General features: G+C 60.4%; 8 protein-coding genes. 4 read left to right on the forward strand and 4 right to left on the reverse strand.

The genetic code is table 11. The features are described from left to right. Positions 1–9: 9 nt before the first annotated feature. Positions 10–771, reverse strand: a complete 762-nt coding sequence (locus ACN50D_RS09725; RefSeq protein WP_003942978.1) for a 3-hydroxyacyl-CoA dehydrogenase — start codon at positions 769–771, stop codon at positions 10–12. Positions 772–799: 28 nt separating this feature from the next. Beyond that, positions 800–1,993 carry a thiolase family protein gene (locus ACN50D_RS09730; protein WP_030536138.1) on the reverse strand — a complete coding sequence of 398 codons (1,194 nt, stop codon included), beginning with the start codon at positions 1,991–1,993 and terminating at the stop codon, positions 800–802. A 368-nt stretch (positions 1,994–2,361) separates the two neighbouring features. On the opposite strand from ACN50D_RS09730, the gene lanKC reads away from it, so the two are divergent. Further along, on the forward strand, positions 2,362–4,944 hold the full coding sequence (gene lanKC / locus ACN50D_RS09735) for a class III lanthionine synthetase LanKC (RefSeq protein ID WP_211921702.1): 2,583 nt from the start codon (positions 2,362–2,364) through the stop codon (positions 4,942–4,944). A gap of 669 nt (positions 4,945–5,613) precedes the next feature. Here lanKC and ACN50D_RS09740 read toward each other — a convergent pair. Beyond that, positions 5,614–6,237, reverse strand: a complete 624-nt coding sequence (locus ACN50D_RS09740) for a hypothetical protein (protein WP_054186991.1) — start codon at positions 6,235–6,237, stop codon at positions 5,614–5,616. Between the two features lie 1,103 nt (positions 6,238–7,340). Here ACN50D_RS09740 and ACN50D_RS09745 point away from each other — a divergent pair. Beyond that, positions 7,341–8,579: an HNH endonuclease signature motif containing protein gene (locus tag ACN50D_RS09745; RefSeq protein ID WP_211921704.1), complete on the forward strand. Its 1,239-nt coding sequence runs from the start codon at positions 7,341–7,343 to the stop codon at positions 8,577–8,579. Positions 8,580–8,675: 96 nt separating this feature from the next. Here the strand turns inward: ACN50D_RS09745 and ACN50D_RS09750 are convergent, their stop codons facing one another. After that, on the reverse strand, positions 8,676–9,518 hold the full coding sequence (locus ACN50D_RS09750; protein ID WP_074447109.1) for an SDR family oxidoreductase: 843 nt from the start codon (positions 9,516–9,518) through the stop codon (positions 8,676–8,678). Positions 9,519–9,795: 277 nt separating this feature from the next. Here ACN50D_RS09750 and ACN50D_RS09755 point away from each other — a divergent pair, with 277 nt between their 5' ends. Next, positions 9,796–10,803: an AurF N-oxygenase family protein gene (locus ACN50D_RS09755; RefSeq protein ID WP_003943163.1), complete on the forward strand. Its 1,008-nt coding sequence runs from the start codon at positions 9,796–9,798 to the stop codon at positions 10,801–10,803. Positions 10,804–10,836: 33 nt separating this feature from the next. After that, the gene (locus ACN50D_RS09760; protein WP_208690122.1) at positions 10,837–12,564 is read left to right on the forward strand and encodes an FAD-dependent oxidoreductase; all 1,728 of its coding nucleotides are present in this window, start codon (positions 10,837–10,839) and stop codon (positions 12,562–12,564) included. The last annotated feature ends 37 nt before the right edge of the window (positions 12,565–12,601 follow it).

Genomic DNA, 12,601 nt, shown 5'->3' on the forward strand with positions numbered 1-12,601 from the left:
TAGCCGAAATTACCGCGGTGCCATACGGATTGCACCGTCGAGGCGGATCGTCTCACCATTGAGCATGGGGTTGGAAACGATGTGCGCAGCAAGCGCGCCGTACTCGCTGGGATCACCCAGGCGAGAGGGGTGAGGCACCTGCTGACCCAACGACGCCTGGGCTGCTTCGGGCAGTCCGGCCAGCAACGGGGTCTTGAACAAGCCTGGTGCAATGGTGTTGACGCGGATCAGCAGCGACGCGAGGTCACGGGCGATGGGAAGCGTCATACCGACGACGCCGCCCTTCGACGCGGAGTACGCAGCCTGCCCGATCTGGCCGTCATACGCTGCGACCGAAGCGGTGTTGATGATGACACCGCGTTCACCGTCGATCGGCTCGGTCTTCGAAATACGTTCCGCAGCAAGACGAAGGACGTTGAAGGTGCCGATCAGATTGACGTCGATGACCTTCTTGAACGCGTCGAGCGGGAAAGCGCCCTTCTTGCTGACCGTCTTGACTGCGTTGCCGATTCCGGCGCAGTTGACTGCCACGCGCAGGGGTCCGAGGGACTCGGCCACGTCGAGTGCCGCGGTGACCGCAGCCTCGTCGGTGACGTCTGCCGCCGCGAAGCGGACCCGGTCGCCAAGTTCCTTGGCGATGGCTTCACCGTTGGACGACGGAAGGTCGATAATGACGACGCTGGCACCGTCGGCAAGAAGGGCTTTGGTCGTAGCCAGGCCGAGGCCGGATGCTCCACCGGTGACGACGGCGACGCTGTCGTTGACGATCATGAGAGTTCCTTTCGAAAGGTTATGTGTTTCAGATGCGTTCGATGATTGTGGCGTTGGCCATGCCGGCGCCCTCGCACATGGTCTGCAATCCGTAGCGTCCGCCGGTGGCCTCGAGGTGGTTGACCATCGTGGTCAGCAGACGAGTACCCGAGGACCCCAGGGCATGGCCGAGTGCAATCGCGCCGCCCCACGGGTTGAGCTTTGCCGGGTCGGCGCCGAACTCGTGAGCCCAGGCGAGTGGAACGGGAGCGAAGGCTTCGTTGACCTCGTAGGTGTCGATGTCGTCGATGCTCAGACCCGCGCGAGCGAGCACCTTGTGGGTGGCTGGGATGGGTGCGGTGAGCATGAAGATCGGGTCATCGCCCGCAACGGAGAAGGAATGGAAACGAGCTCGCGGCGTCAGCCCTAGCTTCGACGCCATTTCTTCGCTCATGATCAGTGCTGCGGACGCGCCGTCGGTGAGCGGCGACGAGTTACCGGGAGTGATCGACCACTGCGCCTCGGGGAAGCGCTGCGCGTACTTCTCCGAGTAGAACGACGGCTTCAAACCGGCGAGTCCCTCGGCGGTAGTAGACGCGCGAACCGTCTCGTCGACGATATGCGAGACGGTCTCACCGGCGGCGTTGGTCACCGAGATCGGCAGAATCTCCTTGTCGAAGAGCCCCTTCGCCGCTGCCTCTGCTGCCCGCTGGTGGGACTGCGCGGAGAATGCGTCGAGAGCGTCGCGGTCAAGCTTCCACTTGGCGGCGATCAATTCTGCGGAGATGCCCTGGTTGACCAGGCCTTCGGGGTAGCGAGCAGCGACGCCCGGACCGGAAGCGTCCTTCCCCATCGTCGTGGTACCCATCGGGACACGACTCATGGATTCGACGCCTGCCGCGATCACGATGTCGTAGGCCCCGGCGATCACGCCCTGCGCCGCAAAGTGCGCAGCTTGCTGACTTGATCCGCACTGGCGATCGATCGTGGTGGCGGGTACCGACTCGGGGAATCCGGCCGAGAGGACCGCGCTGCGGGTGATGTTGAGTGCCTGCTCACCGGCCTGTCCGACGCAACCGCCGATCACGTCGTCCACCAGGGCGGGGTCGAGGCCGTTTCGCGAGGTGATGGAACGCAGAACGTGGGCCATCAGTTCGACAGGGTGCGTCCCGGACAGTGCGCCGCCCGGCTTTCCCTTGCCGGACGCGATCCGGACTACATCGACGATCACTGCCTTGGTCATCTTCGTTCCCTTCGAGGACGTGCATTGCTGGGGCGGTCCGGCACCCGAGTTTCGTGGCGCCGGGTACCGGACCGAGATCGAGGGAGCACCCTGACTTAGCGCTCGCTAAAGAACTACCACCGACTTGATCCTCTCGTCAAGAGGGGGCCTCCGAACTCGAAACAAATGTGGCCGACTAAAAGCTGGGCGATCAGTGACCTCGCCTGGCCCACGCCATTCATTAGTACTTTCGAATGATAGGTTTTCAATCTTCGCCCGAAATGTCCGGAATCGGATAACCTTCCGCCACAAGCAATCCAAGCCACAGGGGATTCGGGGCGTGGCACCAATCGATGACAACCGCAGGGGGACTGACTGGGAGGTTTGGCGTGGACCTGCGATACGTTGCCTTCACGCGTGCCGACCCGCATTTCTACGACCGAATCAGAACGGTCACCCGACCAGATACATCAACTGACCAGCACTTTATCCCCGCGAAGTCGGTGGATTGGTCGCTCTGGCGGCGCGGTCCCCAAAGTGGACCGTGGAACTACTTCCAACCGCCCGACGGTCTGCTGCCAGAACAAGGATGGAAGATTCACTGCTCCGCTACCCGAGCCAACGCGCAGGAGTTGCTCGATACCGTTTCCGTGTATTGCGGTCACAATCATGTGCCGTTCAAATTTCTTCGGACGGCAGCAGACCTCATGTTGTCCAACAGCAAGCAGGCCAATCGAACTTCCAGCGGAAAATTCATCACGATCTATCCGGCGGATGGTGTTGCCACACAACGTGTCATCACCGAACTGGACAAGCTTGTCGCCGGTGCCGACGGGCCGTACATCCTCAGCGATGTGCGATGGAACCGGGGACCGCTCTACTTACGGTACGGCGCGTATCTGCCCATGCAGACCTACGATTCATTCGGCGATCGCGTCCCGGCAATTCGGCGTCCTGACGGATCGCTCGAACCCGATGTGCGCGGCACTTCCTTCAGAACTCCGGACTGGGTACAAATCCCGGACTTCGTTCGCGCGCAGCAAGACAAGCTGAAATCACATGACGAATTCCCCTATTCGATCAATGAAGCCCTGCACTTCAGCAACAGCGGGGGGATCTACTCCGCATTCGACGACGCCGGCATCGATCTGGTCATCAAAGAAGGCCGTCCCTTTACCGCCCCGGACGCAAACGGCCGGTACGCAATCGACCGCATCCGTAACGAGTACGACAAGTTGACTCACCTTGCCGACAACCCGTACACACCTTCTGCGATCAGCTTGTTCGAGCGCGAGGGACACCACTTCCTTGTCACCGAGCGCGCTGCCGGCACTCCCCTGAATCAGGAAGTTGCGCTCCGTCACCCACTGATACGTGCGGACCAGACACTCAGTTCCCGAACGGAATACAGAACCTGGGCACTCGACATTGCACAACAGTTGACTACCGCAGTCGAGAGCTTCCACAACGCCGGAATCGTTCATGCCGATCTTCACCCTGGCAACGTCATGTGCTCACCGTCCGGTATTCGGATCATCGACTTCGAGATGGCCCACAACATCGACGAGCATCCGCCCCGGTCCACCGGAGCCCCCGGATACACAGCACCTCGACAGTTGACAGGAATCGCGGCGGATCGATACTCGTTGGGATGCATCGAGCTGGGACTCTTTGTCCCACTTACTACATTGTTCCCTCTCGATCGCAACAAGATTCCCGAACTCATCGACTATGCGGTGTCTCGATTCGATCTTCCCCGCGCCTTCGGTGCCTCGCTCTATTCGATGCTCGACGTACAGGCGCCGGCGCCGAAGAATCGCCCGCATCGTTGGGACACGTCGTCGAACGAAACCTTGCAACGCACGGCCGCTCTATTGCGCTGCGGCATCCTCGCCTCGCTTGATCTCGCCCGCGCTGATCGACTCTTTCCCGGCGACATCGCCCAGTTCGAGGTGAACGGCTACGGCATTGCTCACGGCTCGTGCGGAAACCTGCTCGCCGATGTACTTCCCGCAGACACCTTGGAGTCAGTTCTGGAATGGACTGAACATCAAGTTGATTCGGATACTCAACCAAAGTTCGGCTTCTTCGACGGGCTCGCGGGTGCGGTGCATACCTTTCGGCATCACGGGCGACATTCGACAGCCGACAGGTGGGTCGAGACTTTGCGTCGAGCCCCACTCGACGACATCGACTCCAGCCTTTTCAGCGGCCTTTCCGGAATCGGTTGCCTCCTACTCGAGGAATCGGTTTCACGACCGACTGTGTCACCCACTCTCGCTGTCGTGACCGAGACTCTGCGCGAACGAATTTCAGCTGCTCGCTTGCATGTCCGCGACGCCGGCGGAACACCTTGGGCAGTGGCCGGCCGAGGTGGGCTGATGCGGGGACCGAGCGGACAAGCACTGTTCTGGACTCGCCACTACGAACTGAGTGGTGATCCTCGATCGCTGGAACACGCACGCCAGCTCGTCGACATCGATCTGTCTGTGATGTCGATGTGCCCTGACGGGTCGATGCAGCTGAGAGAGGAGCGCCGGACGATGCCGTATCTCGGATCCGGGTCTGTCGGTGTGGGCCTGGTACTTCTACAACTTCTGCGCCATGTCGACGAACCGCGTTACGCAGCTGCGGTGCGTGCGATATCCCGCGCCGCCACAGTCGAATTCACTGCCCAAGCCGGACTACTCAACGGGCGAGCCGGGCTGATTCTGTTTCTCAGCGAACTCTCCAAGACTCCATACGCCGGCGCCGATTGTGAACAGACGCTTGCACAGCAGTTTCAGCTTCTGGGCTTGCACAGCCTCAATCACGCAGGAGGCCTGCACTTTCCAGGTGAACAGAACCTGAGACTCTCGACAGACTGGGCAACCGGATCTGCAGGAATACTGGCGTTGCTCCGATATACCCGATCGGCAACTGCCCGACAGTCGTTTCCACTGATGTGCGCGTCGAACTGCCACATCGCCTAATTGTTCGGAAGTTATCACCCACGGCAGATTGGAGCACAGAAGTACCAGGCGAAAAACCTGGAATTAAATCAACACCGCAAGCAAACTCGATCGATCAAATCCATCGGCAAGAACGCCGATCAACAAAGGAAATGACAATGGACGCTATTCTCTCCCTTCAAGATCTGTCAGTCGCCGCCGGCAACGTCGGAGATGCCGGCCAACTCGAGCAGAACGCGGCAATCAGTTCGCTCAGTTTCTTCTGCCTCTGACCTCAGGCCGATACCTCGGAGCAAGTCCGGGGTATCGGCTTTCGGAATCCGTGCGGATCATCAGACGAACAATATTGTTTCATCATGAGACGCATCCGCACTTCACCGAGCTGTATTCGCCGATGATGTGTGCGACCTGGCGGCGATGCCGAGGGTAGATCGCATGGTCACTGGCGACGATATTCCTACTGATCCTGACAGCCGCACTTTCGGGCTGGTTCGTTCAGCGTTGGGGCGAGAGTTGGGACTTCGGGGACATCTGCTCGCGCTGGTACGACGGGGGTGGCGGTTGCCGCGCCGCCACCGCCTTGACCTTCACGACGCTTTTCGTACTCCTACTTCCCTTCGCCTCAGGAATGCTGGTCGGCGTCACCACATTCGCCCGAGACTTCGAGCGGAGGGTCTGGTGGTTTGAGTTTCAATAGCTGTCAACGACAAGATGAGGGAATCGGTACCATCCGCCCCCGATGTCTTCCAGCCGGAGCTGATTGAAGGTCTTGTCGGACACACCATCGGGTGCATACACCCAGCCGGGATTGTCCAAGATGTCCAATCCATCTCGTGCGTCATAGAAATAGACGTGGCCTTCACTGCTGACGTTGGCATAGGAGATATCGAATCTGCCGATTCGTAGATCACGATGATACCCATCGGAATAGGGATCGTCAGGTTCTTGAAGTAGTTGCTGTGCAACGGTTTCGAAGTCTGCCCGATACTGATCGAAATGTGGCTGCCCCGCGGCCGCGATCCCGAGTGCGATCACCACGAGAACCGGAACAGCGACATCGGACCACAACCATCGGCGTCGCTGCCACCAGCACACTCCGAGCAGCACGATTGCAACACTCGCCGTGAGGACCCAGAGAACGACCGCACCGGCGATCGAGAGTGCACTATCCGCAGGTTCGGGCCAGGTGAGATGGCATTTCGCTGCGACATACATCGCCGACGCCGACGCTGCGATAAGTGCGTTTACCAAAACAACCCAACGAAGAGCACCGGACCTTCTCGTTGCCTGCGAGTTCGACACTGCCTGATCCATTCGATGAGAATAGCGAGCTGTTTGTCGCGGACTAGCAGTAACCACTTCCCCGATCTCACGATCGATTGTTTCTCGGCACGGAGAAAGTGTCCACGGTGCTATCTTTGCTGGCTATGGGAAGCAGGGCTGCGAGGATGGTCGATTTGAACTACCGATGTCAGGAGAGCTCGGCGACTCCCAAAGTCGACAGGTCAATTTTGAGCACGGCCGGATTCGGTGGATCGCAGCAACCAATACCATCGTCACCCCATGATGACGTGACTGTTGCGGGCGAGTCGTGAAGATTCGATTATTACGAGCAAGCCAAGCGTCTTTAGCAATATCGCTGATCGCACTAACCTTGGTCTATTTGTTGGACGCATTTTCTTTGCGCCTCCAACATCAGCCCAGCTGGTGCATTGATCACTATGGAATCCCATCACGATTCAATTATCTCCTTCCCGGCCGGGCGGAGAGGGTAGCGGCAGGAATTACAGACTTCTGAGGATGGTTCCCTCCAGGCATAAGCTGTACATTCACTGATGCAGTGACCAAAGAAAGCGAAACGGTGGCACCGGCCGCGGACAGGTCGTACATCGTCGTCGTTCTTGTGGCGCTGATCATGATCTCGACTGTCGGCGTATTGTTCGGCCGCCGGAAGCGCTGAAGATTGGTTTTGGCTCGGGACTGCAGATGCGCACTCGACACCAGACCGATGAGTAATAAATCGGTGTCCGTCGTGTCCGGCGCTTCCACCACTCGTCGATCTTCGCGAATCCACCAGCCTTGTTCGAGGGCATTTCTTGCGGGTCCTGGTGGTCTTCGTTCCCATCACGCTGGCGATGACACTCCTGGGCCTGGTGCTCGGCTGGACCCATGCGCTTGCCGGGGACAGGCGGCAACATGATCGACGCCGATTGCAAAATGTGCTGGGGCTCAGACAATTCCGACGTGATGCTGTTGCGCTCCGGGTTGATGGTGGCGCTCGCACTCGTCGGCGCACGTGGACTACGTCGGCGACCCGCCTATAACCGACTGTCCGAAATGTCGAAATCGATTTGATAGCAGCAATTTTCGATCCACATTCTCTTGTGTTCGAAACTTTGTTCGATTATGCTTTCGGCATGGACAGTCGGGATGCGTGGCAGCTGGATGGCGAGGGCCTCAAGGGGGAGGTTCTGGATCTGGTGCGCGCCCGGCACGAGTTGCAGTCGCGGATGGTGTTGCTGATCGTGGAGATGTTTTCCCGGGACGTTCTCGGCGGGAAGGGTTTTCGGGCGATCGCGCAGTGGTTGCACGGGTCGACGAATCTGGAGATCGGTGAGTGCAGTCTGCTGGTCGGGTTGGCGCGGTTGTTGATGCTCGAACCCGTTGTGGGCGATGCGTTTCACCGTGGTGACGTGGATGCGTTGAAAGCCCGGCAGGTCGCGTCGTTCTGTCAGCATCCACCGAAGAACATGACCCCGACGGATGTGGACAAGGCCCGCAGGATCCTGCTTGGCCTGGCGTCGAAGAACATTGCGGATTGCGATGCAGTGCGGGCAGCGATCCGCCGAATCGAGAAGCAGTACGGCAAGCGCGAGGACGGCATCCCGGTCGGCGAGGATTCCGAACGTAACGAGTTCTACGCCTCGAAAGGCTTGTACGGGCGGGTCACTGTGAAGGGGGATCTGGATGCGATCAACGGGGCACGGTTGATCACGTTGTTGTCGAGCCTGTCGGCTCCGACGCCGGAGAAGGACGGCGTGAAGGACACCCGTACGCCGGCATTACGACGGGCGGACGGGTTCTGCGAATTGTTGCGGCGGTACGAGCGGGCGGGGTTGGGTCCGATCGAGGGCGGGGTGAAACCGCACATCACGGTGACTGCGTCGGCGAAAGACATGACGGACCTGCAAGCGTTGAAAGACCTCTTGCCGTCGACTCAGGAACTGGGTTTCGCGTGGACGGATTGGGTGGGCCCCATCAGTATCGATACCGCGCGGATGTTGGCGTGCGACTGCACCGTGACGCGAATTTTGTTGGATGAGAACGGTGTTCCGCTCGACTGCGGTAAGGAAGCGAGAACGGCGACCGTTCCGCAGCGGCGGGCTCTTGCGGTTCGGGATGGTGGGTGTGCGTTTCCGGGGTGCGGGACTCCGTCGGGGTGGTGCGATGCCCATCATATTGTTCACTGGAACGATGGTGGCCCAACAGATCTCGACAACCTGATCTTGTTGTGCGGTCATCACCACCGGACGATGCACCACACGGAATGGCGGGTGGAGATCGGACCGGATCGAAAGACGGTGTTCTATCCACCGATGTCGATCGATCCGTATCAACAGCCGATCGGCGGGAACAGCCCACCCACAGCGGCGTGAATCGCGACAATCGAATACATCAGCACCGGGGACGAACCATGCCCCGGTGCTGGTGCACGTTTCTGGTCAGATCCCAACCCCTCAAATCCCAGCCCCTCAGATCCCGGCCCTTCGCACGAGAGCGTCAGTGGCAGAAGGGGATACAACGTCAATCGCTCGTAACAGCCCCGCGTACCGCGGATACAGCTCGACGGGACGCGTATTGATCGCCCTCAAGATCCACGATGCAGCTTGATCGGCCGTCAGCGCCGGCTGGCTCACGTAATCCGCCGTCGGCGCGATCATCGGTGTTCGTATGAGTGGGAATTGCACTGTGGTGACATCGACACCGGTGCCGTGACATTCCGCGCCGAGGCTTCGGCCGAATGCACTGAGAGCAGACTTCGACGCGTGATAGGCGCTGAACCTGGGCATCACGCCCGCAGTGACTCCCCAGGTTCCGACGTTGATGATGTGTCCGGACTTCGCCTCGAGCATCGCGGGCAGTAGCCGCAACGTCAGTCTTGTCGGCCCGAAGTAGTTCAGCGCCATGGTGCGCTCGTAGTCATGGAATCGGTCGACCGAATCCAACGCGGTACGCCGGATCGAGCGACCCGCATTGTTGACGAGGATGTCGACCGACCCGAATCGATCCGCGATCGTCTCCGCGAGTTCGTCAACGGCTTCACCGCGGGAGAGGTCCGCAGGCACGATGTGTGCCCATCCTCCCCTGCGGTGAATCTCGTCCCGTACGTGTTCGAGGTTTTCCTCACCGCGCGCGACCAGGATCATCTCGGCTCCCCGACGAGCCAAAAGATGAGCTGTCGCCTCACCGATCCCCGACGAGGCTCCCGTCAGGACGATGGTCTTGTCGGAAAGCGTGACGCCGCGAGACGGAACAAGGGAGCGCAGACGCGTCGGCGGTCTCAATGCAAGATTGCTGAGAATCGATCTGATCACGTCGGCCTCGGTTCGATCTTCGCGTGCGATTCGGTGCGAACCCGTCCCTGAACAGCCCACTTCGGACGCACCGCGGAAATTACTCAAAAGTAAGTTATGGCGCCGTTTCGGCCGTGTCAAGAATTCGTCGGGATTCAGGAGTATCTGCCACTAGCTTTTCCTGATACCTCGGGTTACATTAAATCCAGACCGAGTGCCAGCGATCACACAACCGGCCCTCGATTCCACCGAACACCGCGAGAAATACCAGCGGTGACCGAAACGAAGAGGAGACGCCATGACGCTCACATCGCCGCTCGACAAGCGCGGAGAAGCATCCGACGACTCGTACAACGAGACGCTTCGACTCCTGTCCGAGGGCTCGGTGCACAAGCACTTCGACCCGTACCTCGACATCGACTGGGACTCCCCCGAGTTTGCCGTCGTCCCGAACGATCGCCGCTGGATCCTCCCGGCCGAGACTGACCCGCTGGGCGCACACCCGTGGTACCAGTCGCAGTCCGAGGCCAGGCAGATCGAAATCGGCATGTGGCGCCAGGCCAATGTCGCGAAGGTCGGTCTCCAATTCGAGAACATCCTGATCCGCGGCATGATGCAGTACGTCTTCTCACTGCCCAACGATTCGGCCGAGGCGCGCTACTGCACGCACGAGTCGGTCGAAGAGTGCAACCACACGATGATGTTCCAGGAGATGGTCAACCGCATCGGTGCCGACGCTCCCGGGATGAGCCGTCCGATGAAGATGCTTGCACCCTTCATCCCCCTCGCTGCGGGTCCGTTCCCCGAACTGTTCTTCGTCGGTGTCCTCGCCGGTGAAGAGCCGATCGACCACATTCAGAAGAGCATCCTGCGCGCCGGCGGCCAGATCCACCCGATCATGCAGTCGGTCATGGCCATCCACGTAGCCGAGGAAGCGCGTCATATCTCGTTCGCGCACAAGCTTCTGAGCCGTCGCATCCCGCTGATGTCACGCCCGAACCGGTTTGTCCTCTCGCTGCTGTTCCCGATCGTCATGCGCATTCTCTGTGACGCCATCGTCATCCCGCCGAAGTCCTTCTGGAAGCAGTTCGACATCCCGAAGTCCGTGAAGAAGGACCTGTTCTGGGATCTGCCCGAGTCGCGCCAGACCCTGCGCAACTACTTCGGTGACGTCCGCATGCTGGCCACCGACACCGGTCTGATGAACCGTGCCTCGCGCCTGGTGTGGAAGGCCTGCAAGATGGACGGCCGCGCATCACGCTTCCGTAGCGAACCTCACCGCAGCTCGCACAACGCCGCCGCGTAGCTCCCGGACAGTCGAGATCGGACTCATAGCGCCATGCCACACGTAGTCACGCAGTCCTGTTGCAGCGACGCCTCGTGCGTCTACGCCTGCCCGGTCAACTGCATCCATCCGACGCCGGACGAGCCGGACTTCCTCACCGCCGAGATGCTGCACATCGATCCGCAGGCCTGCGTCGACTGTGGCGCATGCGTCTCGGCCTGCCCGGTCGACGCCATCGTCCCCGAGTCGAAGCTGACCGACCCGCAGCGAGTCTTCCTGTCCATCAATGCGGACTTCTACAAGGAAGAGCGACCCAGGCCGCTTCTCGCCAAGGTCATCCCGGCAGCCCACGTCGACAAGGGCCGACCGCCGTTGCGCGTTGCGATCGTCGGTTCCGGACCGTCGGCGATGTACGCCGCGGACGAGTTGCTGACTCAGCCTGACGTGCAGGTCAACGTCTTCGATCGCCTTCCTGTGCCTTACGGCTTGGTTCGCGCCGGCGTTGCTCCGGACCATCAGAAGACCAAGCAGGTCACTCGCTTGTTCGACAAGATCGCCGCACAAAAGGGTTTCGAGTTCTACCTCAACGTCGAGATCGGCAAGCACATCTCGCACAGCGAACTGCTCGAAAATCACCATGCGGTGCTCTACGCAGTCGGCGCTTCGTCCGACCGTGGTCTCGGCATTCCGGGCGCTGATCTGCCTGGCACGGCCTCGGCCACCGACTTCGTAGCCTGGTACAACGGCCACCCCGATCACGCCGACGACGTCTTCGACCTTTCACATCGCCGCGCGGTCATCATCGGAAACGGAAATGTCGCGCTCGACGTCGCTCGCATTCTGACGGCCGATCCCGAGAAGTTGGCCGGTACCGACATCTCCGCTCACGCACTCGCCGCTCTGCGGAAGAGTCGCGTCGAAGAAGTTGTCATCGTGGGTCGACGCGGAATCGCGCAGTCCGCGTTCACGGTCCCCGAGTTCACCGGCCTGATGGCACTGCCGGACATCGAACTCTCTGTCGGACCCGACGACATGGTTCTCGACTCGGCCACCGAAGAACTGGCAAAACGCGGCGAACTCCCGCATGCCGTCGAGCAGAAGTTGCGTCTCCTCGAAGCCCTGAAGAACCGCGATCACGTCGACGTCGGTAACAAGCGCATCACGTTGCGCTACCTGCTCACGCCGACCTCGATCACCGGCGACGATCAGGTCAGCGGAATCGCGTTCGCTCGCAACGCTCTTGTCGACGCAAACGGAACCGTGCAGATCGAAGCAACCGGCGATACCGAGACCATCGATACCGGCTTGGTCCTCACCTCGATCGGCTACCGCGGAGTGCCCATCCCCGGCGTCCCGTTCGACGAGCGTGCGTCGGTCATTCCGAACGAGAACGGCCGAGTCCTCGAAGCTCCGAACGGTGATCCCGCCACCGGGGTCTACGCGACCGGTTGGATCAAGCGCGGACCGAGTGGGTTCATCGGCACCAACAAGTCCTGCGCGCAGGAAACGATCAGGATGCTCGTCGACGACTTCAACGACGGACGCCTGACCAACCCGGTCGCCGACGACTCCGCAGTCGATCGTCTGGTCCGGGCGCGACAGTCCGACGTCGTCGACCGCGAGGGCTGGCATGCCATCGACAAGGCGGAACTGGAACGCGGCGCTGCGCACGATCGTGCCCGCGAAAAGGTTCTGGATCAGGTCGAGATCACCTCCATCCTCGACGCTGCGGCCCGGGTGAAACCGACGCGTCGATTCGGTCGACCTGTACGCGTTCGCTGATCCGCTACAGGTAAACAGCTACTTTCACGCACACGGC

This window comes from Rhodococcus sp. SB1D, assembly GCF_048573875.1.
Lineage (GTDB): Bacteria > Actinomycetota > Actinomycetes > Mycobacteriales > Mycobacteriaceae > Rhodococcus_F > Rhodococcus_F qingshengii.

Coding starts and splice junctions, on each gene's coding strand:
- ACN50D_RS09725 (WP_003942978.1), bottom strand. CDS start 771: ATGATCGTCAACGACAGCGTCGCCGTCGTCACCGGTGGAGCATCCGGC.
- ACN50D_RS09730 (WP_030536138.1), bottom strand. CDS start 1,993: ATGACCAAGGCAGTGATCGTCGATGTAGTCCGGATCGCGTCCGGCAAG.
- ACN50D_RS09740 (WP_054186991.1), bottom strand. CDS start 6,237: ATGGATCAGGCAGTGTCGAACTCGCAGGCAACGAGAAGGTCCGGTGCT.
- ACN50D_RS09745 (WP_211921704.1), top strand. CDS start 7,341: ATGGACAGTCGGGATGCGTGGCAGCTGGATGGCGAGGGCCTCAAGGGG.
- ACN50D_RS09755 (WP_003943163.1), top strand. CDS start 9,796: ATGACGCTCACATCGCCGCTCGACAAGCGCGGAGAAGCATCCGACGAC.
- ACN50D_RS09760 (WP_208690122.1), top strand. CDS start 10,837: ATGCCACACGTAGTCACGCAGTCCTGTTGCAGCGACGCCTCGTGCGTC.